This is a genomic window from Kitasatospora sp. NPDC023120 (assembly GCF_055560835.1).
Window position 1 is genome coordinate 36,205 of sequence record NZ_JBVHHY010000010.1, and the last position, 21,040, is coordinate 57,244.

A 21,040-nucleotide genomic window follows, 5' to 3' on the forward strand; every position below is an offset into this window, starting at 1 on the left:
GGTGCGCTGCCGTCAGGAGACGCGCTTCAGCTGCCAGCTGTTGTTGTTGAGGCTCGGCACCGAGGAGTACTGACAGCCGGCGCTGAAGAAGCTGCTGACGATGGTCCAGCCGGCCGGCGGCCAGGTGGAGGCGCAGGCGTTGACCACGGTGCCGACCGGGTAGCCGGTGAGCTGCATGATCTTCTTGGTGTTCGGGTTGAAGCCGGAGCCGCAGCCGGAGCTGTTCCACCACTGCATGTCCACGTAGCCGCCCGGCGTCAGCGAGGAGGAGCACATGGTGCTGGTGTCGCCGGGCGCGGCCTGGGCGGTACCCATGGTCAGGGTGAGAGCGGCGGCGGCAGCGCCCACGGTCAGCACGGCGGCGCGAAGTCGTGTCACGGGGGTTCGGCTCCTCTCGGTGACACGGCACCTCCGCGTCACCGCCCCTTCCTACCGGTGCCGCCGGCAGGACGGACAGCGCCTTTCCGGCCCGACCGGCGGCGCATTCTCGCCCCTCCGTGCCCGACCCACCCCGTCGTCACGCCCGTGGCCTGCGGTCCTCCCCGCCGACATGCCCGTTCGGCCGATCCGGGTGATCATGGGACGAACCGCGTCTTCGGCGATTCGGCGCACCGGTCGGCTCCGGTGGCGCCCGGAAGGTGGACTGCGATGTTCCAGCTCCTGTGGATTCTGCTCATCGGCTTCGTGCTGGGCGTCCTCGCCAAGCTGATCCTGCGCGGGCCGCAGTCGATCCCCTGGTGGCTGACCATGCTGCTCGGCGCCGCCGGGGCCTGGCTCGGCAACGCCGTCTCCGGCTGGATCGGCGTGCGCCACACCGGGGGCATCGACTGGATCCGGCACATCCTCCAGCTCGCCTTCGCCGTCGGCCTGGTGGCCTTGGTCGCACCCGCCTGGAGCCGGTCCCGTCAGAGCCGCTGACCCGGCGCCGGGCCGGATTGTCAGTGCCGCGTGCAAGACTCCTGCCAGGGCTCACGGGACGGGCCCGGGGCGGGAGGAGTGCACGGATGACCATCCGGAGTGTCTGGCGGCTGCAGCGCGGCGAGGAGCCGCTCGGGGAGATCCTCGTGGACGACATGGACTGGCCCTGGCTGCACGGCCGCTTCGTCCCCGAGCCGGGCTTCGCCGAGGTGAAGCCCTGGTTCGACGAGTCGGCCGCCCTGGTGGACGCCGGGGACTACGGGGGCTTCGAGCGCGCCTACGACCGAATAGACGAGCTGACGCTGGTCGCCCCGGACGGCCCGGTGGACGACTTCCTGCTGCACATCCGCGGCGACGAGGCGTCCTTCCGCTGCTGACGTCCGCGCGCGCCCGCCTGCGCCCGCGGGCACGACCGGTCGCTCAGCCCACGTGCACGGCGGGCCGGCGGGAGCGGTCCGGCTCGGCCTCGCGCAGCACCTCGCGGGTCACGGGGGCGATCTCGCCCTGCCCGAACAGGAAGAACCGCAGGAACTGGGCGAAGGGGTTGCCCTCGGTCCACTCGAAGTAGATGTGCGGCTGCTGCCCGGTCAGGTCGCGCACCTGCAGCAGCAGGGCGGCCAGCGCGTTGGGCACGCTGGAGCTCTCCAACGACAGCACCCGGTACCGCTCGTGCATCACCTCGCCGTGGACGGTCAGCTCGGCCTCGAAGTCGGACGGGTCGAGCACGGTGACCTCGACGAAGACCAGGTCGTCCTCGGCCGGGATGTCGTTGTCGGTGCGGATCTGGCGGATCTTGTCGCGGTACTCGGCGAGGTCCCGGCTGTTCGGCTCGTTGGCGATCAGTCGCAGCGGGCGGTGCATGTAGTCCCGGACGAACCGCTCCGCGACGACGTCCAGCACCACGTCGGTGACGCGCAGTTCGAAGGCGCGCTTGAGCCGGGAGAGGAAGGAGACCAGCATGATGCCCGCGATGAAGCAGGCGCCGATCTTGACGCCGTCGGGCCGCTCGGCGATGTTGACCGCCGTGGTGTAGAGGAACACCGCGGAGACCACCGCGAAGCCCGCCCGCCAGCGCCGCTGCCCGGCCTTGTGGGCGGCGATGGTCACGGCGATCGCGGCGGAGCTGATCAGCACCAGCACACCGGTCGCGTACGCGCTGCCCTGGGCGTCCACGTTGGCGTCGAAGATCCAGGTGACCAGGAAGGCGATCAGGGTGAGGACGATGACCAGCGGCCGCACGGCGCGGGCCCAGTGCGGGGCCATGCCGTAGCGCGGCAGGTAGCGGGGCATCAGGTTGAGCATCCCGGCCATCGCGGAGGCGCCGGCGAACCAGAGGATGGCGATGGTGGAGAGGTCGTAGATCGTCCCGAAGGCACTGCCCAGGTACTGGTGCGCCAGGTAGGCCAGGGCGCGTCCGTTGGCCTCCCCGCCGGGCTTGAAGGCCTCGGGCGGGATCAGCACGGTGGTGATGAAACTGGTCGTGATCAGGAAGCAGCTCATGATCACGGCGGAGGTGGTGAGCAGCTTGCGGGCGCCGCGGATCCGGCCGACCGGGTTCGCCTCGGTGTCCTCCGGGTCGCCCTGGATGTGCGGCATCACGGCGACGCCGGTCTCGAAGCCGGAGAGGCCGAGCGCGAGCTTGGGGAAGACGGTCAGCGCGACGCCGAACATCGCGATCACGTTGCCGTGCTCGGCGGTCAGCGCGTCCGACCAGTCGGTGACGAGGTTCGGCGCCTTCAGGACGTGCCAGAGGCCGTTGGCCACCACGACCACGTTGAGCGCGAGGTACACGGCGACCAGCACCACGGCGACCCCGATCGCCTCGCCGAAACCGCGCAGGAACACCGCCCCGAGCAGGGCGACCAGGATCAGCGTGACCAGCATCTGCTTCCCGCCGAGCACATCGGTCACGTGCGGGTTCTCCACCAGGTGGGCGGCCCCGTCGGCGGCCGACAGGGTGATGGTGATCATGAAGTCGGTGGCGGCGAACCCGAGCAGGGTCAGGACGAAGAGCTTCCCCTGCCAGAACGAGAGCAGTCGCTCCAGCATCGCGATCGACCCCTCACCGTGCGGGCTCTCCCGGGCCACCCGCCGGTAGACCGGCAGCGCGCCCAGCAGGGTGACGATCACCAGCACGACCGTCGCCACCGGGGACAGCAGTCCGGCGGCCAGGGCCGCGATGCCCGGTTGGTAGCCGAGGGTCGAGAAGTAGTCCACGCCGGTCAGGCACATGACCCGCCACCAGCTCTGGCCCTCGTGCTCCGGCGTCTGCGCGTGCGGGCCGGGGTGCTGCTTGGCCATGTCCGCCAGGCCTTCCAGCATCCACGCCCGGAACCGCCCGCCCCGTGTCCCGGACGGCACCCCCGGCTCGGCCGAATCCGACGAGACCACGTTCACCCCTGTCCACGACTCAGTCGGCCGCGTACGGCCCGGACCCCCGGCGGCCGCCGGACGGCGGGCCTGGTCAGGCTAGGTGACGGACCGTGCCCGCCCGGGAACCCGCGCGGGCAAACACGCCGGGGTGCGCCCGTACGGCCCTCCCGGGTGGCGGGCGGTGCCCGACCGTGCCCGGCGGCCCCGGCGCGTTGGGCCGCGCGCGACCCCCCGCCCGGGCGAGGATGTCCGCGCACATTGACGCACCGAGTTGACGTACGACCTTGACGTGCGACCTTGACGCACGAGGTGACCTGCCGAGTGGACGCCCCGGATCCGGCGCGGGCCGATCGGCAGGGCTGCGAACCACACGGACCGCACGGACCACACAGACCACATGGACCACAGGGAGGCCGCGGTGGCGGAACCGAGTCGGCGGGGGATCCTGGGCCTGGGCCTGATGGCGGCCGCCGTCACCTCCTGCGGCCCGCGCCGGCCGGACGCCGCACCCGCCGCCCACCCCGCCGACAGCCGCCCCGAAACCCCCGGCACGGGTGGCACCGGCGAGGGTGACGCCGGCACCGCCCGACCCGCCGGGCCGGCGAGCGACCCGGCCCACGAGCAGTCCCTGCCCGGCACCCCCGGCTGGGAGATCACCGATCCCGGTCCGGACTCCGCCATCGAAGGCTTCGCCGACCGGGTCAGCGTCCTACCCGGGGAACCCTTCGGACTGCACGTCTCCACCCCCGCCGCCGCCTTCACCGTCTCCGCCTACCGGATGGGCTGGTACGACGGCGTCCGGGCCCGTCTGGTCTGGCGCCGCGAGCACGTCCCCGGCGGCAAGCAGCCCGCGCCGCACGTGGACCCGGCGACCCGCACCGTGCTGACGGGCTGGCAGCGCACCCTCGCCGTGGACACCGCCGGCTGGCCCGAGGGCGCCTACCTGCTGCGCCTGGACGCCGAGGACGGCACCGGTCGGCGCTACGTCCCGCTCACCGTCCGCTCGGCCGTCACCGCCGGGAAGACCGTGGTCATGAGCGCCCCGGCGACCTGGCAGGCCTACAACGAGTGGGGCGGTCACAGCCTCTACAACGGCCCGACCGGCGGCCTCGCCACCCGGTCGCTGAAGGTCGTCTTCGACCGTCCGTACGACGACGACCACGGCGCCGGGCTGTTCCTGGTCTACGAGGCGCCGCTGATCGCCCTCGTCGAGCGGCTGGGCCTGCCGCTCGCCTACACCACCGGCATCGACGTGGCCCGCGAGCCGGGGCTGCTGGTCGGCGCGACCGCCGTGGTGTCGCTGGGCCACGACGAGTACTGGTCGCCCGAGCAGCGCGCCCACGTGGTCGCGGCCCGCGACACCGGGACCAACCTGGCGGTCCTGGGCGCCAACTGCTGCTTCCGCCGGGTCCGCTTCGAGCCGACCGCCCTCGGCCCGGACCGCACGGTGGTCTGCTACAAGGGCGCCTGGGCGCAGGACCCGGGCTACCAGGCGGGCTCCCCGGCGACCAGCGACTTCCGGGCCGGCCCGGGCGCGGACCCGGAGAGCTCGATGCTCGGCGTGATCTACGACGGCTACCCGGTCGACGCCCCGTACGTGGTCTCCTCACCCGAGCACTGGGCCTTCGAGGGGACGGGCGTCGCGGCGGGGGCGTCCTTCCCCCACCTGGTCGGCGTCGAGTACGACCGGGTGGACACCGCCTTCCCCACCCCGCGCCCGATCGAGGTGATCGCCCACTCCCCCGTGGTCTGCGAGGGCCGCCACTCCCACTCCGACACCGCCTACTACACCGTGCCGAGCGGCGCCGGGGTCTTCGCCTCCGGCACGATGCGCTGGGTCGAGACCCTCGACGCCCGGGGCCCGGGCGGCGGCAAGGCCGACCACGGCATCGACTCCCACGCCGGGGACCTGGTCCGCAGGGTCACCGAGAACGTCCTGCGCACCTTCGCCGCCGGCCCGGCCGGCCGCACCCACCCGGCCAAGGACAACCTCGCCACCGTCTACGGCCCGGCGTAACGGGGTCGGCTCAGCCGGCCGACAGCGGCGGGGCGAGAGTCTCGACGGGGCCGGAGTCCGAGAAGCAGTGTGCCCCCCGGCGGGTGCCCCCGAAAGGGAGCGGGCGCGCGTCCCGGATACACTCGCACGGTCCAGTACAGCGCAGGTCATCCAGGCAGAACCGACCGGTGCGGCACGACTGCCGACCGGCGAGGGCACGAGGGAAACAGAACATGGTCGAGGCCTCCCCCAAGGTCGTTGTGGTCGTCCCCACCTACAACGAGCGGGAGAACCTCCCGGTCCTCGCGGGCCTGCTCGCGGAACTGCCGGTGGCGAACCTCCACCTGCTGGTGGTCGACGACAACTCGCCCGACGGCACCGGCGAGATCGCCGAGAAGCTCGCCGCGGGCTCCGACGGCACCGTCGGCGTGCTGCACCGCACCGAGAAGAACGGCCTCGGCCGCGCCTACCTGGCCGGCATGGCCCGGGCCCTGGACGAGGGCGCCGACGTCGTGGTCCAGATGGACGCCGACCTCTCGCACCCGGCCTCGGCGATACCCGAGATGGTGCGCACCCTGCTCGCCGACGACACCGCCGTGGTGCTGGGCTCCCGCTACGTCACCGGCGGCTCGACCGCCGCCGAATGGCCCTGGCACCGCAAGGCCCTGTCCGCGTGGGCCAACCTCTACGTGAACACCATCCTCGGCCTGGGCGTCAGGGACGCCACCGCCGGGTTCAAGGCCTGGCGGGCGAGCACCCTGCGCGCCATCGACCTGCCGACCGTGCAGAGCAACGGCTACTCGTTCCAGGTCGAGATGAACTACCGGGTGGTCAAGCGCGGCCTGACGATCCGCGAGGTGCCGATTCGCTTCGAGGAGCGGATCGAGGGTGCCTCGAAGATGAGCATGGCGGTGCAGGTCGAGTCCGCGCTGGCCCCCTGGAAGCTGCGCTTCAACCGCGACAACTAGGGTCATACGGGTGCGTATGGGTTCATACGGGTGCCGGACGGGCCCGGGGACGGTGTGAAGCGCGGCTGCGGGGAAAGAAGGGCGACATGGCCCTTCTCCCGGAGTCACTCACGGCCCTGATCCGCCGCAACGCCCGAGAACCCTTCGTGGTCCAGAGCGTACGGGCCACCGTCGCGGCCACCCTCGCCTACGCGGTGGCGACGCAGCTCAGCAGCGAGCCCGCCCCGCTGACGGCGCCGCTGACCGCGCTGCTCGTCGTCCAGGTCACCGTCTACTCGACGCTCAAGACCAGCATCCGCCGGGTCAACTCGGTGGTCGTCGGGGTGCTGATCGCGATCGGCTTCAGCGCCGTGGTCGGGCTCTCCTGGTGGAGCCTCGGCCTGATCATCCTGGCCTCGCTGGTCGTCGGCCGGTTCGTCCGGGTCGAGGAGTTCGTCCAGGAGGTCGCGATCAGCGCGATGCTGATCCTGGGCGTCACCAAGCTGGCCTCGCAGGCCTGGGACCGGGTGCTGGAGACGCTCATCGGCGCCGCCGCCGGCCTGCTGTTCAACCTGCTGTTCGCCCCGCCGGTCTGGGTGGACACCGCCGGGGAGTCGATCGAGGACCTCGCCCGGCGGGCCCGCCATCTGCTGCTCGACATCGCCGAGGAGCTGGGCCGCCCCACCCCGGTCGCCCGGGCCGCCGAGCGGCTGCACGAGGCCCGTCGGCTGGACCAGGCGATCGCCGAGGTCGACGGGGCACTGCGACAGGCCGAGGACAGCCTGCGGTTCAACCCTCGGATCAGCGAGGGGCTGCTGTCCCGGCTAGTGCTGCGCACCGGGCTGGACACCCTGGAGATCTGCGTCGTGGTGATCCGGGTGCTGGCCCGCTCGCTCACCGACCTCGCCAAGCGGCGCGGGCCCGACGAGCGGCTCTTCCCGCCGGACGTCGCGGTGGGGCTGGAGGAGCTGCTGGACCACGTCGGCGGGGCGATGGTGAGCTTCGCGGTGCTGGTCACCACCCAGGTGAGCCGCAACGCCGAGGAGGCCGAGGACCGGCTGACCGCCGAGCTCACGGCGGCCTGGGCCTGCCGGGAGAACGTCGCCCAGGTGCTGCTGCGCAAGGTGCAGGAGCACCCGGAGGCCTGGCAGCTGCACGGTTCGATACTGGCCGAGGTGGACCGGATCCTGGACGAGCTGGACCTGGAGCACCGCAGCCGGCGGCTGATGGAGGAGCTGGACCGGGCCTCGGTGGCGAACCGGGAGCGGTTCGCGCGGTTCGCCGCACTGCGCCGCTTCCTGCGCGGCGAGCGGAGGCGGGGGTGGGCGAGGAAGGGGCGCCCGGCGGCGGAGGCCGGGCGCTGATCGGATGCTCGGGCGGCAGGGCCCCAGCGCGTCGGGGCGTCGGGCATCAGGGCTCCAGCGCTCCAGCGCGTCAGGGCATCAGGGCATCAGCCAGGGCTGCTGCGGGAGCGGGTGGCCCGTCTCGAGGTAGGTCTTGAGGTTGGAGAGCACCGCCGACCAGCCCAGTTCGGCGTCCGCCCGCTCGGCCTCGTCGGCGAGGTTCTCGTGGGTGACGGTGAGCCGGGTGAGGTCCTGCCAGCTGTGGATGTCGAAGGTGACCCGGGAGGGGCCGCCCGGGCGCCGCTCCTCCGGACCGGCCCAGGTGGTGACCAGCCGGTGCGGGCGGTCGGCGGCCTCGACGGTGCCGACGACGTCGGCGATCCCGGAGTCGTCGGTGCGCTGGTGCTCCCAGGGCGCACCGGGCAGCCAGGTCGAGACGTTGCGGTGGCCCCAGTAGAGGCCGGACTCGTCGGCGTTGGTGAGCGCGTGCCAGAGCCGCTCGGGGGTGGCCCGCAGGTAGAGGATGGCGCGGTGGGTGTGGGTGGTCACGGCATCACCGCCCGGCCGCGTCGAGCAGGGGCTGGATGTCGAGCTTGCGCATCTGCAGCATGGTCGCCATCACGCGGTCGGCCTTGGCCCGGTCCTCGCCGCCGACCAGGTCGAGCAGGACGCGCGGCGTGATCTGCCAGGAGAGGCCGAAGCGGTCCTTGAGCCAGCCACACGGGCCCTCCTGCCCGCCGTCGGCGGTGAGCGCGCCCCAGAGCCGGTCGACCTCCTGCTGGTCCTCGCACTCCACCTGCAGCGAGACGGCCTCGGTGAACGGGAACTCGGGGCCGCCGTTGAGGGCCACGTACTCGCGTCCCGCGAGCTCAAAGTCGACGGTCATGACCGATCCCGCCACGCCCGGGCCGGCCTCGCCGTAGTGAGTGACGCGCGTGATGCGGGAGTTGGGGAAGAGCGAGGTGTAGAAGGCGGCGGCCTCTTCGGCCTGGTCGTCGTACCAGAGGAAGGTGCTGATTTTCTGCATGCGCCCGACGGTAGCGGCGGGGTCCGACCGGAGGGCCGAGCCACGGCCGGGGGTCACCGGTTCGGCGCCCCCGACCTCGCCGGGGCTACCGGATCAGTGCACCCAGCCCGCGTACCGCTGGACGAAGCGCCGACCGGTGTGGGCCGTCACGACGACGTCGTAGCGGCCCTGCTTGTCCAGCGGCCAGGCCAGGTTGACCTGCTTGCCGGGCTTGACCCAGACGGTCTGCGCGGTGCCCGCGAAGTCGTTGGGCGCGGCGGTGAAGGCCGCCTCGGTCATGCCGTCGTTGACCAGCTGGAGGGTGAGCCTGCGGCCTCGCAGGTCGGCGGTGACGATCGGCACGGCGATGTCGTTCTGCCCGTCCCGCCCGTCCTGTCCGTCGCGGACCACCGTGCCGGCGAAGCGGCGGACGAAGCCGTCCGGGCCGTGCACCGTGAAGTCGTAGCGGCCGTTGGTCGCGGCCGCGTCCCAGACGTACGTCGCGGTGGCGCCGGGGGCGACGGTGTACGGGGTGCCCGCGAAGGGCAGCAGGATGTTCGGGTAGACGGTGTACGGGTAGGCCACCGAACCGTCGTTGCTCATCGTGCAGGTGACCTTGCCGGTCCTCCGGTCCACCTCGACGTCGGCCCACGGCTGGTACGGCAGCGGGCGGTGCGGGCGCTCGCCTCGCTCCTGGACGGGCATCGACTGGGCGCCGACCGCCGGCAGCGCGACGCCGGGCAGCTTGGCGCCCGCGTCGGCCCTGGCCATCAGGGCCTTGGTGTCGGGCAGCTTCGGGAGCGATTCGTCCGGGGCGGCGAAGTCGAAGCAGCTGGTGAGGTCGCCGCAGACGGCCCGGCGCCAGGCCGAGATGTTGGGCTCGGCCACACCGGTGACCAGCTCCATGAAGCGCAGCACCGAGGTGTGGTCGAAGACCTGGGAGTTGACCCAACCACCTCGCGACCAGGGCGAGATGACCCAGAGCGGGACGCGGTTTCCGAGGCCGATGGCCCGTCCGTGGGTGAACTCCTCGAGGGTGCCGGGCTCGGGGGTCGGCGGGACCATGTGGTCGAAGTAGCCGTCGTTCTCGTCGTACATGACCAGGAAGACGGTGTGCCGCCAGACGTCGGGGTTGGACATCAGCGACTGCAGCGCCTGGTCGACCCAGTGCGCGCCGTAGGCCGGGCCGGCCTCCGGGTGCTCGGAGAACAGGTAGGGCGCGACCAGCCAGGAGATGGTCGGCAGGGCGCCGTCCTTGCAGTGGCGGTCGAAGTCGGCCGGGTCGAACTTCGTCATCGCGTTGACGTACCGCGGGTCGTCGTGCGGGAAGTCGTGGAACTGCCTGAAGTAGGAGAGTGCGTTGTCGTCGTAGTCGCCGGTGCGCTCGTCCTTGCTGGGGTTGTGGTAGACGCGCCAGGTGACGCCGGCCGCCTGCAGGCGTTCGGCGTAGGTGGTCCAGTCGGCGACGGGGTTGTCGGTGACCGGGGTGTTGTCGATCCACGGCCCGGTGGTGCCGTCGCGGCCGGGGCCGGCCGTACCCGTCCACAGGTAGAGGCGGTTGGGGTCGGTGGGGCCGGCGAGGGACGTGAAGTAGGCGTCGCAGACGGTGAACGCGTCGGCCAGGGCGTACTGGTAGGGGATGTCCTCGCGGGTGAAGTAGCCCATGGTGCGCTCGCCCTTGGCGGCGATCCACTTGTTCATCGCACCGTTGTTGATGGCCTGGTGGCCGGTCGCCCAGTCGTGGGCGAGGCCGCCGGCGTTCTGCGCGTTGTACTTGGCGGTGTCCATCCGGTACGGCAGCATGACGCCGCCGTCGCTGCGCCGGCTGTCGGGCTGCCGGAACACGTCGGTGCCGTCCGGGAATTGGAGCGCCTGCTTGTCGCCGAAGCCGCGCACGCCGGCAAGGGTGCCGAAGTAGTGGTCGAAGCTGCGGTTCTCCTGCATCAGGACGACGACGTGCTTCACGTCCTTGACGGTGCCGGTGAGGGCCGTCTCCTCGGCGGGGGCGGCTTCGGCCCGGGTGGCGGACAGGCCGGTCAGGGCGGTGGCGCCGACGGCCGCGGTGGCGCCGACGAAGGTACGGCGGGAGAGCTCGGGCATCACGAACTGGCCTCTCGGAGCTGGTGGGGTCTCAGAGCTGGAAGGTGGCGACGGCGGCGGCGGTGTCGGAGGGCCACTCGTTGACGGCGGCGTTCGGCTCGGGCTGCGGCCAGTCGGCGACCAGGGTGTGCGCCTCGACCAGCTTCAGCGGGCCGGCGTACTGGACGTAGTCGATCCGGTCCTGGGGCTCGGGCCGGTCGCCGCGCCGCTTGCGGGTGGGCGACCAGGTGGAGCCCGGGGCCTTGGCCGGGTCGGGGTGCTCCTCGCGGAAGGTGTCGGTCAGGCCGGCGGCCTGCAGCGCCACGGTGACCGGCCAGTCGAGCGGACCGACGCCGTGGTGGGCGGCGGCGGTGGCGGCCGTCCAGTCCAGGTGGGAGGGCGAGGACAGCGCGCCGGCCAGGACGACCGGGGTGCGCCGGGCGAGGTCCGCGCGCACAGCGGCGGCCAGCGCCTCGGCCTGCTTCAGCCGGAGCGAGCCCCTCTCGGCGGCCACCGCCCGGGCGGCGGTGCTGCCGTCCTGGACGGCGTACGGGCCGTAGCCCGCCTCGTCCAGGTGCGCGGCCCAGAAGCGGACGACGCGGCCGCCGGGCAGCTGCAGCGTCGCCGCGGCGGCGGGCAGGTCGGCGGTCGGCGCGGTGACCTCGGCGAGCGGGTAGCGGCTGAGGATGCCGACGCTGCCCGGGCTCTGGTAGGCGTACCAGCCGAGGGCGTCGGCCAGGGTCCTGGCCCGCTCCCCCGCGGTCTCCTGGAGGCCCAGCACGTCCAGGCCCTGGACGAGGACCACCCGCAGCTGCTTCTCCAGCGCGTCGGTGCAGGCCGCGCCCGCGTCGTGCAGGTTCCAGCTCGCCGCCTTGAGGCGCAGCGGCGCGGCCGGGTCGACGACGGGGACCAGGACGGTGACGGTGTCGGTGGCGCCCGCGCTGTCCCTGACGCCGACGACGACCGCCTCGGGGTTCCTGCCCGGGGTGGCGGGAGCGGTGCCGCCGAGCGTGCCGTCCGCGCTGACGGAGGCCCAGGCCGGGCCGCTGACCTTGCGGTAGGCGGCGGAGCCTGGCGCGTTGCCGGCCGGGCGGGACCACAGGCCGCCGAGCCTGACCCGCACCGCGGTGCCCGGGGCGACGGGCGTGGTCGTGAAGGCGTCGACGGCGGCGTGCGGTCGGACCACGGCGGGCTTGGGGCGGAAGGTGAACGGGGCGGTCCGGGCGAGGATGCCGTAGCCGTCCTTGGCGAGGAGGTAGGCGGTGTACGGGCCGCCGGTCAGCGCCGAGGTGTCCAGCTGGACGTCGCCGGCGGTGCCCGGGGTGTACTTCCACAGCAGCGAGGCGCCGCTGCCGGGTTGACGGCTGCCGTCGTAGACGCCGACCCAGTTCTTGGCGTCGGGGGCGTCGGTGGTCCAGTGGAAGGTGAGCCGGTCGCCTTCGGTGGGGTCGGAGGCTCCGGAGGATCCGGAGGATGAGGTGATGGTCAGGGTGCTGCCTGCGGCCACGGTCGTCCTGTCCGCCGCCCGGGGCCGGTCCGCCGGGGGACGGTTCGCCGGAGCCGGGTTCGGCTGGTCACGGAGGCTGGAGGGGAGGGCGCGCCGCAGTTCGGGAGCCGGGGAACCGTACGGGACAGTTGGCTGTACAACTGCGGGCGGCCTCATTCATCCGAAGGCCGGCGACCAGCGCGTGAACGACGCATGACGGAGCGTCGGGCGGCACGGGAACATTCGCGGGCATGCGCAGCGGGCCGCGACGGAGGTTCCGTCGCGGCCCGCTGGAAAGGGTGTGCGGTCGGGGCCGTTCCGCCGGTCAGGCCAGGGCGAGGAACAGCTTCTCCAGCTCGGCCTCGGTCATCGGCGCACCATCCTCGTCGGCAGCGGCCATGCACTGGCGCATACCGCTGGCGACGATCTTGAACCCGGCCCGGTCGAGGGCCCGCGAAACGGCCGCGAGCTGGGTGACCACGTCCTTGCAGTCCCGGCCCGCCTCGATCATCGCGATCACTCCGGCCAGCTGGCCCTGGGCGCGCCGCAGCCGGTTCAGGACCGCGCCGACCGCTTCCTCGTCCACCTGCATGTCGGGGCCGCCCTTCACATCGACTGTCGATGGGCAAGCGTACCCGGCGGGGTATTCATCCCGGGCGTCCCGGACGGGCTGGGTGTCCCGGGTGTCCCCGGGATTCCAGGGCGTCCTCGGGAATCCCGGCTGTCCTCGGGAATCCTGGGTTCCCGGGATTCCGGGGTGTCCCGGGTGTCCCGGGGCGAACGAAGGCGGCACCCGTCCAGGGCCCTCAGCCGCGGGCCAGTCGGCGCTCGCCGCCGGCACCGGGCGCGTACGGAAGCTCGTAGTGCGCGAACACGGCGGGTTCGTCCTGGGCGGGCAGGACGTCATCGGTGCCGATCGCCGGAGCCTGCTTGACCAGGTTCTTCGGGTACGCCACCCGAACGTAGTCCGGTCCGACCACGGCACCGATCAGCGGGACGAACACCAGGCGGCGGCGCCCGGCCCAGCCCACCGTGACGGTGGCGAAGAACGCCTCGTCGCTGGCCGTCTCGACGTAGACCGCCTCCAGCGAGCCGATGCGGTGGCTCTTCTCGTCGACCACGGCGTGGCCGCGCCACTCGCGGATGTCTGCCATTGCGATTCCCACGGCCCGGACCTCCCGTCGCCGGATGTGCCACTGCCCCGGGCCTTCCATCCTGCGCCGGGAGGGACGGGCCCGCGCGGCGAGCCACCGGGCGGGCGCGGCCGGCGCTACGGCCCGGCCGGCGCAGCGCGCGAAGACAACTGGCGCGTCACTCACTGCATCGACGCAGATGCGCTCTGCTCTCGCCGTGCTGGAGGTGCCGGGGAACCCATCGACGGCCGAATCCGGCCCGCTATCATGCGTGAACGGTCAACCGGCTGTCGCAGGACGCCTGGTGACACCTGGTGACAGTCACTCAGGCCAGCGGAGGGGACCGGATGTACGAGCCCGGCGACAGCAGACACCCGATCGACCCGGTGGAATTGCGGACCGATCTTCCACACCCGGCCCGGATGTACGACTACTACCTCGGCGGGAAGGACAACTTCCCCGCCGACCGGGCCGCCGCCGAGAAGGCGCTCGCCGCCAACCCCGAGTTCCGCTCCACCGCCCGCGCCAACCGGGGCTTCCTCACCCGCGCGGTGCGCTGCGTCGCCGACCTCGGCATCGACCAGTTCCTCGACATCGGCACCGGTATTCCGACGGCCGGCAACACCCACGAGATCGCCCAGGCCGCCGACCCCGGCACCCGCGTCGCGTACGTCGACAACGACCCGATCGTGCTCAGCCACGCCCGCGCCCTGATGGCCGGCGTGGGCTCCGGCCGCACCGCCGTCATCCAGGCCGACCTGCGGGGGCCGGCCGACCTGCTGGACGCCGTGCGCGCCGCGGACCTGCTCGACTTCTCCCGGCCGGTCGGCCTGGTCCTCGCGGCGGTCCTCCACTTCCTGCGCGACGAGGACGAGCCGTACCGAGCCGTCGCCACGCTGCTGGACGCCCTGCCCTCCGGCAGCCACCTGGTCCTCTCCCACGGCACCGCCGACTTCATCCCGCGCGAGATCCGCGACCGCGTGACCGGCGTCTACGACAAGGCCACCGCGCCCCTCGTCGGCCGCAGCCGCGCCGAGGTGCACGCCTTCTTCGACGGCCTCGAACTCTTCGAGCCCGGCGTGGTCACCGTCCCGCTCTGGCGCCCCGACAGCGCCCCCGCCGCAGGGGCCGACCGCGTCAGCATGTACGGCGCGGTGGCCCGCAAGCCCTGAGCCGGCCGGTCAACCGCGCTGCCACCAGCGGCGCTTGGGGGCGGGGGTGCCAGCGTCGGCCGTGGCGGGTGAAGGTGCAGGCGGCGCGTCGTACTCGCGCGAGACGACCTCCACCCGCCCGGTGTCAGGCTGGACCGTACGGTGTCCAGTCCCATCCGGTCGAGCTCCGCGATCGCCGCAGGCTCGGCGGCCGGGTCCAGCACGCGGACGGCTACCCGCGGATCACCCTCGCCGAGCGTGAGGTAGTCGGTGAGCAGGGCCTGGGCCAGCTGCCGGCCGGCCGTTGTCGGCGCACCGGGCCGGACGGCCACGTGGACCATCAGGTGTTCGTGGCCGCACGTCCGGGTGCTCCGCGATCCGGTCGCCGAGGACGTCGCGCATCGCCACCGCCAGCGGATGCGTGGACCAGGACAGCCGCAGCGTCTGCTCACCCTGGGGCCGTACGCCCCGCTCGCGCAACGTGCGGGCGACGAGCGGCACGGGCACCGCCGCCCACCGCTCGCCGGACTGTCCCATACCCACCCCAAGAGACTTCGCCACCAGAGTCGCCCGTCCGACTTCCTGCTCGGCGCCCGGATTGCCCACGGAACGGACAATATGCAGACCGGTCTACATAGACGTGCCGCGCAGCCCAGCGCTGCCCGGCTGCCGCGCACAGGAAGTCGGCCACATCGACTTCCGGCGCACCGCCCGCAGCGCGGTGAGGGAACAATATGTCGACCGGTCTACAGATTCTGTGCCCCGCGCAGGAAGTCGGGCTGGCCGACTTCCTGCGCAGCAGCAGCGCAATGGCGGGCGCAGAAATATGCAGACCGGTCTACAGATTTAGCTCCGGCCGGGGTTGGGCCCACGCGGGGGTCCAGGTGGGGGTGGCGGGGGCGGGGTAGGGCGGGCTGGTGGTGAGGTGGGTGCGGAGGGTGGGGAGGGCGGGGTGGGGGTTGTCGCGGTGCCAGAGGAGGGAGTGGGGGTACACCGGGGTGGGGGTGTGGACGGGGATACGACGCAGGCCGTGGCCGGCGGGCCAGACCAGGCGGGTGTGCTCGCCGACGAGGCTGGCGAGCCCCGGGGTGTCGGCGATCACGTCCAGGAGGGCGTCGGCGCCGAAGTTGGGCCCGGTCGCCTCGATGGTGAGGCCGAAGGCCGACGCGAGGTCCTCGTAGTAGGCGCCCCACTCGGTGCCCGGGGCGATGCCGGGGATCCAGATGCGGTGCCCGACCAGTTCGGTCAGGGTGACCGACCGGGCGTCGGCGAGTGCGTGGCCCGGGCCGGTGAGCAGGTCGTGGGCCTCGTCCATGACCCGGACGGTCGCGATCTCCTCCGGGAGCACCCGCCCGGGCATGGTCACCGCCCTGATCGAGGCATCGATCGTTCCGGCGCGGACGGCGGCGACGGCCGCGTCGGCGTCGTACAGCGTCACCACGTCCAACTCGACCTCCGGGTACGCCCGGTGGAAGTCCCGCAGCAGCGAGGACGGCAGCAGCCGGGTGCCGATCACGTCCACCCGCAGTGCGCGGCTGCCGGGCCGGACGGAGGCGACGGCCCGTTCGGCGGCCCGGAGCAGCTCGCGGGCGTGCGGCAGGAAGGCCTGTCCGTCGATGGTGAGCTCGGCGCCACGCGGGGTGCGGGTGAAGAGCCGTACCCCGAGGTCCTGTTCCAGCGCGGCGATGCGCTTGGAGACGGCCTGCTGGGTGACGGACAGTGCGACGGCCGCCTCCTGGAACTGGCCCGCCTCCGCGGCGGCGACGAAGGTGCGCACGGCGTTGAGGTCCACGGCCGACATCCTACGGGCGAGCGGACACAACCAGGCGTTGTCCACCGGCACTCCCCCGGTTGTTTGATCCGTGACGGTACCGCTCGCTTTGATGCTGGGGATCACCGGACGGTTGTGGCGGCAGGAGGCACGGGGTATGTGGGGCAGGCAGTCGCTGGGGCGGCGCTTCGAGTGGTTCTGGGCGGCCTTCGCGGTCAGCAGCTTCGGGACCCGGATCGCGTTCAACGCCTTCCCGCTGATCGCGATCCAGGTGTTGGACGCCGGTCCGGCGGAGGTCGCGGCCCTCGCGGCGACGGGGGCGGCGGTCGGGGCCGTCCTGGCGGTGCCCCTCGGCCCATGGGTGGAGTTCCGCCGCAAACGACCCGTGCTGATCGGCATGGACCTGCTGCGCTGCGTCGCCCTGCTGAGCATCCCCGTCGCCTACGCGTTCGGCGGGCTCGGGATGGGCCAGCTGCTGGTGGTGTCGGTCCTGGTCGCCGCCGCCGACATCGCGTTCGGCGCGGCGAGCGGCGCGTACCTCAAGTCGCTGCTGCGCCCGGAGGACCTGCTCGCCGCGAACGCCCGCTTCGAGTCCACGACGTGGACGTCGACGGTCCTCGGCCCGCCGATCGGCGGCGTCGCGATCGCCGTCCTGGGCCCGGTCGCCACCGTGGTCGCCGATGCCGCGAGCTACCTGCTGTCGGCCCTGGGCATCCGCGCCGGCGGCGACGGGGGCGAGCCGACGCCCGTACGTCCGGAGTCCGGGCCGCGGCGGGTCGGCGAACTGCTGGACGGCTGGCGGTACATCCTCGCCGACCGGGTGCTGCGCCCGCTGTTCCTCAACAACATCCTGTTCAACGCCCTGATCATGGCCACCGAGCCGACGCTCGCCGTCCTGCTGCTCGGACAACTGCACTTCGCCCCCTGGCAGTACGGGCTGGCCTTCGCCGTGCCGTGCCTCGGCGGTCTGGTCGGCTCCCGGCTCTCCCGGCCGCTCGTCGCCCGCTACGGGCCGCGACGGGTGCTGCTCGTCTCCGGGGTGCTGCGGTCGTGCTGGCTGCTCGGGCTGGTCCTCGTGGGGCCCGGCGCGGCCGGGATGTTGCTGGTGATGGCGGTCGAGTTCGGGATGATCCTCTGCATCGGAGTGTTCAACCCGGTGCTCTCCACCATCCGGCTCCGACGGACCGCCCCCGACCGTGTCGCCCGGACGCTCTCCGCCTGGTCGGTCACCGCCAAGGCCGCGATCGCGACCCTCACCGCCGTGTGGGGCGTGCTCGCGGCGCTGATCGGCGCCCGCACGGCGATCGGCGTGGCCTCCCTGCTCGTCCTCGCCACCCCGCTGCTCCTGCCCCGCCGGGGCCTCGAACCGGAGCCCGAGCCCGAGGCGGGCCGTCCGGCGACCGTCGTCCGCGGCTGACGGAACGCCACCGGACGGTCGCGGAATCCCGTCGCCCCCGCGTCGATGCTCCCGTAGGGTGCGCGGGTCGTGGTCACGGAGAGGGCGGTACGGAGCGTGGTGGCACCCAGGGCAGTGACGCGGGCGCGACTGGCGGGTGCGGCGAGTGCCGCACTCGGCGGCGGGAGGCGGCTCGCGGCCGTCGAACGGCTTGCGGGCGGCAGCAAGAAGGGCGTGTACCGCCTGGCGATGGACGACGCCACGAGGGCGATCGTCTATCTCTGGGACGACACCGAGAACCACTGGCCGGCCGCCGAGGGCGACGACGACCCCACCGACCCGCTCTCGCCCCGTCCCGGACTCGACCTGTTCGAGGCCGCGCACGCCCGGCTGGACGCGCTCGGCGTCCGTGTCCCGGCGATCCTCCTCCTCGACCACGACGGCACCCACGGTCCGGCCGATCTCGCGATCGTCGAGGACCTCCCGGGCGAGAGCCTGGAACACCTGCTCGCGCGCGACCCGCACGCCGCCGCCCCGGTCGTCGCCCGGCTCGCGGAGGCGCTGGAGGGGATGCGACACCACCGGGCGCCCGGGTACGGGAAGGTGGCCGTGGTCGACGGCGGAGGAACCTCGCTCGGAACGTCCTGCGAGGGGGTCGTCCTCCGGCGTGCGCTGCGGGACCTCGCCGAAGCCGCGGCGCGCGACCCTCGGGTCGCGCAGGCCCACGGCCGGCTGGAGGAGCGGCTGGCGGGCCTGGCGGCGGCGGTGCGCCCCCGCGCCGAGTACGCGGTCGTGCACGGCGAACTCGGGCCCGACCACGTCCGGGTGGACGAGGACGGGCACCCGGTGCTGATCGACCTCGAAGGCACGATGTACTTCGACGTCGAGTGGGAGCACGTCTTCCTGCGGATCCGCTTCCACGACGCCTACCGGCCGCTCGCCGCGGACGGCCTGGACGAGGACCGGCTCGCCCTCTACACCCTCGCACAGCGGCTGTCCCTGACCGCGGGCCCGCTGCGGCTGCTCGACGGCGACTTCCCCCCCCCCGCTCGGCCATGGCGGACATCGCCGAGTACAACCTCCGGCACGCTCTGGACCTGCTGTGATGAACGGGATGAAAGGGATCACCTTCCCGGCGTGGCAGGGCTCGCACTATGTGACGCTCGCTGAACTGCTGGCCTGCCTCGGCGACTTCGGCCTGAGGCTGCGGTGGCGGGTCGAGTGCGACGAGAGGTGGGACCTGCCCGCGGAGCTGGAGCGCCGTTCCGCGGGTGACGGCATGGACACCCGGACGCTGCGCTCACTGGTGCCCCCGGGAGTCCAGCTGGTCGATGCCGAGGCCCGCGGCAGCGCCGAGGACGCGCTGGTGGTGGTCCTGACGGAGGTGGACAGCTCGTTCTGGGAGGTCAGGGCTGTCGACGGGCGCGTGATCGACGAACTCCGGCGCCACTACCCGGATGCTTCGGCGCTCTGACGCGGTCTGACGTGCTCTAAGCGGACGGCCTCGTTCGCAGGGAGGCGCAGGCGGACGGCGGCGACCGTCGCGGCGCGATGCGGCAGGATCCGCCACTGCAGGACGGCGAGGCCGCCGATGTCGCCGAGGTCGCCCGGGTAGCGGACGTCCGAACCGGGCCCGCCGGGCAGTACCACCAACGCCTCGCCCTCGCCCGCGAGTTCGTAGGCGATCCGGGAGCCGTCGAAGGACGGGAAGCTCTGCATGCGGCAAACGATCACACGCGGGACGGGCCACCGCCATCGCGTTCCACATGGTGGTCTGGACCACCTTGAGCCGCCGAGACGGATCCCTGACCCCTCAGGAGGCGGCGCAGCACCGGACGGAGGTGGTCGGCCTGCGGGCCGGGGAGAGCGGCGGCCTCGGCCGGGGAACCGAGCAGGGCGATCCGGTCCAGCTCCGGCTCGGTGCCGAGCGACCGGTGGGCGGCGCACAACTCCGCGTGACGCTCGATCAGTTCACGGGCCGGACGGGGAGGGGCGAGGTGGAGCACGCCGAGGTCGCCGTGCTCGCCCTGGACGAGGGTCCAGCGGGTGAGGCGCTCCGGGGGCGTGAACACGCCGGTCTCCTCGGCGAGTTCCCTGGCGGCGTGGCGGCGCAGCGCGGACGGGTCGAGGGGGCGGCCGGGCGGGGGCGGTTCGGCGGAGCCGCCGGGCAGGCCCCAGCGGCCGGGGCGGGCGGTCGAGCCGCCGGACCGGCCGACCAGGATCCGTCCGTCGTCGGCGGGTTGGACGACCGCGACGTACAGCGGGCCCACCCGGGCGGTGGCACCCGGGACGAGGCGCAGGGCGAAGCGGCGGTAGCCGATGCGCGCCCAGTGCAGGACGAGCGTGTCGGGCCCGTCCGGGGTGAGGCCGGTGCAGGCGACGGCCGGACCGTCGAAGAGCCCGGGGTGTGCTCGGACGGCCTGCGTCCAGGCGCGGTCCATCGCGGCCCGCTCCGCCGCCGTGAGGGGCGGTGCGGGGGTCTCGGCCAGCCGGATGCCAGCGGGTTCGAGGAGTCGGACTTCCGCTGACGAAGCCGCTTCGGCCGCGGCTGTCGTGTCTTCGGTCATTCCGCCATGGTGGCAGGGCTCCGGGATCGGTGGCAGGCGATCAGCATTGGCGTGATCGGACGACAAGCTCACGAATCAGCGGGCGGGGAATGCCGGTTGGCGTGCGATCGGCCGGATCGTGGGCGGATCTCGTAGCAGGGAGGGGAATTCCGCTCCGGGTACGCACTCGTTGCGCGCACCCGGAGGCGGGGGCGTACGAAGGTCAGAGTCCGACCTGGATCTCGGCGCGGTGCCGGATGTACTCGTCCGGGTGCGCGCGAGCGATCGTGACCGCCGCCTCGACCAGGCCGTGCAGCTCCGCCGGGTAGGCGCGCGGCACGAGCGGGAGGCCGGGGAGGATGCAGCGGCGGACGTCGAGGTCCGGGTTGGCCACGAACTCCCGCAGCGCGGTCTCGTACCAGGTGTCCCGGACGCTCGAGCCCTCGTCAGCGGCGGCGCCGTTGCTGCCGTCGCCGATCGACAGGGCCGTCCAGTACCAGGCCCGCGCGGCGCCGGCCCGCTCCGGGTTGGTGCCGGTGCGCAGGTAGCCGAGCAGCGCGAGCCGGACCCGGCGCTGCCCGAAGGCGAGCAGGGCGGGCTCGACGAAGCGGCGGTTGAAGCTCGGGTTGGGGTCGTGGACCGCCGCCTCCAGCAGCGCCTCGAAGTACGCCTCGGGGAGTACGGACCGTCCGGCGACCGCCTTGTGGACCTCCCATCGGGCCGCGCCCTGGTAGTCGGGCCCGGGTGCGACCTGGACCCCGAGCAGGTGGAGCAAGCGCGCGAGCCGGAGGTCGAACGCCTGCGATTCGTCCGACGTGCGCCCGGGCAACGGCTGGAGATTCCGCACTTCGCCTGCCGTGTCCTTGGTTTCCACGAACATCCTCCTCATTCTGAG

20 protein-coding genes and 1 pseudogene are annotated in these 21,040 nt (G+C 73.0%); 9 read left to right on the forward strand and 12 right to left on the reverse strand.

Annotation, left to right across the window (positions count from 1 at the left end; all coding sequences use genetic code 11):
* Positions 1–12: 12 nt before the first annotated feature.
* Positions 13–378 (reverse strand): hypothetical protein, encoded by a 366-nt coding sequence (locus ACZ3TI_RS16355; protein ID WP_465726879.1) that lies wholly within the window; start codon positions 376–378, stop codon positions 13–15.
* A gap of 270 nt (positions 379–648) precedes the next feature.
* Between ACZ3TI_RS16355 and ACZ3TI_RS16360 the strand changes: the two genes are divergently transcribed.
* Both ACZ3TI_RS16360 and ACZ3TI_RS16365 read left to right on the forward strand, forming a co-directional pair.
* Complete coding sequence (locus ACZ3TI_RS16360; protein WP_465726880.1) at positions 649–918, forward strand: GlsB/YeaQ/YmgE family stress response membrane protein; 270 nt, start codon at positions 649–651, stop codon at positions 916–918.
* Positions 919–1,004: 86 nt separating this feature from the next.
* Positions 1,005–1,295, forward strand: a complete 291-nt coding sequence (locus ACZ3TI_RS16365; protein WP_465726881.1) for a hypothetical protein — start codon at positions 1,005–1,007, stop codon at positions 1,293–1,295.
* A gap of 43 nt (positions 1,296–1,338) precedes the next feature.
* Here the strand turns inward: ACZ3TI_RS16365 and ACZ3TI_RS16370 are convergent, their stop codons facing one another.
* Positions 1,339–3,240, reverse strand: a complete 1,902-nt coding sequence (locus ACZ3TI_RS16370) for an APC family permease (protein ID WP_465726882.1) — start codon at positions 3,238–3,240, stop codon at positions 1,339–1,341.
* A gap of 469 nt (positions 3,241–3,709) precedes the next feature.
* Between ACZ3TI_RS16370 and ACZ3TI_RS16375 the strand changes: the two genes are divergently transcribed.
* From ACZ3TI_RS16375 to ACZ3TI_RS16385, 3 genes are all read left to right on the forward strand, one after another.
* Complete coding sequence (locus tag ACZ3TI_RS16375; protein WP_465726883.1) at positions 3,710–5,308, forward strand: N,N-dimethylformamidase beta subunit family domain-containing protein; 1,599 nt, start codon at positions 3,710–3,712, stop codon at positions 5,306–5,308.
* A gap of 212 nt (positions 5,309–5,520) precedes the next feature.
* Positions 5,521–6,255: a polyprenol monophosphomannose synthase gene (locus ACZ3TI_RS16380; RefSeq protein ID WP_465726884.1), complete on the forward strand. Its 735-nt coding sequence runs from the start codon at positions 5,521–5,523 to the stop codon at positions 6,253–6,255.
* 86 nt (positions 6,256–6,341) lie between these two features.
* Entirely contained in the window at positions 6,342–7,598 is a 1,257-nt protein-coding gene (locus ACZ3TI_RS16385; protein ID WP_465726885.1) for an FUSC family protein, read from the forward strand.
* Between the two features lie 78 nt (positions 7,599–7,676).
* Here ACZ3TI_RS16385 and ACZ3TI_RS16390 read toward each other — a convergent pair whose 3' ends face one another.
* The 6 genes from ACZ3TI_RS16390 to ACZ3TI_RS16415 form a co-directional block, all read right to left on the reverse strand.
* Positions 7,677–8,126 (reverse strand): SRPBCC family protein, encoded by a 450-nt coding sequence (locus ACZ3TI_RS16390; protein WP_465726886.1) that lies wholly within the window; start codon positions 8,124–8,126, stop codon positions 7,677–7,679.
* 4 nt (positions 8,127–8,130) lie between these two features.
* Entirely contained in the window at positions 8,131–8,604 is a 474-nt protein-coding gene (locus ACZ3TI_RS16395; protein WP_465726887.1) for a VOC family protein, read from the reverse strand.
* Positions 8,605–8,697: 93 nt separating this feature from the next.
* Positions 8,698–10,683 carry a phosphocholine-specific phospholipase C gene (locus ACZ3TI_RS16400; protein WP_465726888.1) on the reverse strand — a complete coding sequence of 662 codons (1,986 nt, stop codon included), beginning with the start codon at positions 10,681–10,683 and terminating at the stop codon, positions 8,698–8,700.
* Between the two features lie 31 nt (positions 10,684–10,714).
* Complete coding sequence (locus tag ACZ3TI_RS16405) at positions 10,715–12,169, reverse strand: endonuclease/exonuclease/phosphatase family protein (protein ID WP_465726889.1); 1,455 nt, start codon at positions 12,167–12,169, stop codon at positions 10,715–10,717.
* A gap of 304 nt (positions 12,170–12,473) precedes the next feature.
* Positions 12,474–12,740, reverse strand: a complete 267-nt coding sequence (locus tag ACZ3TI_RS16410) for a metal-sensitive transcriptional regulator (RefSeq protein WP_329931520.1) — start codon at positions 12,738–12,740, stop codon at positions 12,474–12,476.
* A gap of 214 nt (positions 12,741–12,954) precedes the next feature.
* Positions 12,955–13,302 carry a PRC-barrel domain-containing protein gene (locus ACZ3TI_RS16415; RefSeq protein ID WP_465726890.1) on the reverse strand — a complete coding sequence of 116 codons (348 nt, stop codon included), beginning with the start codon at positions 13,300–13,302 and terminating at the stop codon, positions 12,955–12,957.
* Positions 13,303–13,628: 326 nt separating this feature from the next.
* Here ACZ3TI_RS16415 and ACZ3TI_RS16420 point away from each other — a divergent pair, with 326 nt between their 5' ends.
* Positions 13,629–14,453 (forward strand): SAM-dependent methyltransferase, encoded by an 825-nt coding sequence (locus ACZ3TI_RS16420; protein WP_465727089.1) that lies wholly within the window; start codon positions 13,629–13,631, stop codon positions 14,451–14,453.
* An 817-nt stretch (positions 14,454–15,270) separates the two neighbouring features.
* Here ACZ3TI_RS16420 and ACZ3TI_RS16425 read toward each other — a convergent pair.
* Complete coding sequence (locus tag ACZ3TI_RS16425) at positions 15,271–16,224, reverse strand: LysR family transcriptional regulator (protein ID WP_465726891.1); 954 nt, start codon at positions 16,222–16,224, stop codon at positions 15,271–15,273.
* Between the two features lie 136 nt (positions 16,225–16,360).
* Between ACZ3TI_RS16425 and ACZ3TI_RS16430 the strand changes: the two genes are divergently transcribed.
* From ACZ3TI_RS16430 to ACZ3TI_RS16440, 3 genes and pseudogenes are all read left to right on the forward strand, one after another.
* Positions 16,361–17,620, forward strand: coding sequence for an MFS transporter (locus ACZ3TI_RS16430; RefSeq protein ID WP_465726892.1), 1,260 nt, complete (start codon positions 16,361–16,363; stop codon positions 17,618–17,620).
* 114 nt (positions 17,621–17,734) lie between these two features.
* Positions 17,735–18,705, forward strand: a pseudogene (locus ACZ3TI_RS16435) (phosphotransferase family protein).
* A gap of 50 nt (positions 18,706–18,755) precedes the next feature.
* Entirely contained in the window at positions 18,756–19,073 is a 318-nt protein-coding gene (locus ACZ3TI_RS16440; protein WP_465727090.1) for a hypothetical protein, read from the forward strand.
* Here the strand turns inward: ACZ3TI_RS16440 and ACZ3TI_RS16445 are convergent.
* The 3 genes from ACZ3TI_RS16445 to ACZ3TI_RS16455 all read right to left on the reverse strand — a co-directional run bounded on the left by ACZ3TI_RS16445 (position 19,049) and on the right by ACZ3TI_RS16455 (position 21,019).
* Complete coding sequence (locus ACZ3TI_RS16445; RefSeq protein ID WP_465726893.1) at positions 19,049–19,318, reverse strand: hypothetical protein; 270 nt, start codon at positions 19,316–19,318, stop codon at positions 19,049–19,051. The genes ACZ3TI_RS16440 and ACZ3TI_RS16445 overlap by 25 nt on opposite strands.
* Before the next feature lie 11 nt (positions 19,319–19,329).
* The gene (locus tag ACZ3TI_RS16450; protein WP_465726894.1) at positions 19,330–20,166 is read right to left on the reverse strand and encodes an NUDIX hydrolase; all 837 of its coding nucleotides are present in this window, start codon (positions 20,164–20,166) and stop codon (positions 19,330–19,332) included.
* A 202-nt stretch (positions 20,167–20,368) separates the two neighbouring features.
* Positions 20,369–21,019, reverse strand: coding sequence for a hypothetical protein (locus ACZ3TI_RS16455; protein ID WP_465726895.1), 651 nt, complete (start codon positions 21,017–21,019; stop codon positions 20,369–20,371).
* Between the last annotated feature and the right edge of the window lie 21 nt (positions 21,020–21,040).

Excerpts from the sequence above, each read along its gene's own strand:
- ACZ3TI_RS16360 (WP_465726880.1), top strand. The coding sequence starts at position 649 with ATGTTCCAGCTCCTGTGGATTCTGCTCATCGGCTTCGTGCTGGGCGTC.
- ACZ3TI_RS16365 (WP_465726881.1), top strand. The coding sequence starts at position 1,005 with ATGACCATCCGGAGTGTCTGGCGGCTGCAGCGCGGCGAGGAGCCGCTC.
- ACZ3TI_RS16370 (WP_465726882.1), bottom strand. The coding sequence starts at position 3,240 with ATGCTGGAAGGCCTGGCGGACATGGCCAAGCAGCACCCCGGCCCGCAC.
- ACZ3TI_RS16380 (WP_465726884.1), top strand. The coding sequence starts at position 5,521 with ATGGTCGAGGCCTCCCCCAAGGTCGTTGTGGTCGTCCCCACCTACAAC.
- ACZ3TI_RS16385 (WP_465726885.1), top strand. The coding sequence starts at position 6,342 with ATGGCCCTTCTCCCGGAGTCACTCACGGCCCTGATCCGCCGCAACGCC.
- ACZ3TI_RS16395 (WP_465726887.1), bottom strand. The coding sequence starts at position 8,604 with ATGCAGAAAATCAGCACCTTCCTCTGGTACGACGACCAGGCCGAAGAG.
- ACZ3TI_RS16400 (WP_465726888.1), bottom strand. The coding sequence starts at position 10,683 with ATGCCCGAGCTCTCCCGCCGTACCTTCGTCGGCGCCACCGCGGCCGTC.
- ACZ3TI_RS16410 (WP_329931520.1), bottom strand. The coding sequence starts at position 12,740 with ATGCAGGTGGACGAGGAAGCGGTCGGCGCGGTCCTGAACCGGCTGCGG.
- ACZ3TI_RS16415 (WP_465726890.1), bottom strand. The coding sequence starts at position 13,302 with ATGGCAGACATCCGCGAGTGGCGCGGCCACGCCGTGGTCGACGAGAAG.
- ACZ3TI_RS16420 (WP_465727089.1), top strand. The coding sequence starts at position 13,629 with ATGTACGAGCCCGGCGACAGCAGACACCCGATCGACCCGGTGGAATTG.
- ACZ3TI_RS16430 (WP_465726892.1), top strand. The coding sequence starts at position 16,361 with ATGTGGGGCAGGCAGTCGCTGGGGCGGCGCTTCGAGTGGTTCTGGGCG.
- ACZ3TI_RS16445 (WP_465726893.1), bottom strand. The coding sequence starts at position 19,318 with ATGCAGAGCTTCCCGTCCTTCGACGGCTCCCGGATCGCCTACGAACTC.
- ACZ3TI_RS16450 (WP_465726894.1), bottom strand. The coding sequence starts at position 20,166 with ATGACCGAAGACACGACAGCCGCGGCCGAAGCGGCTTCGTCAGCGGAA.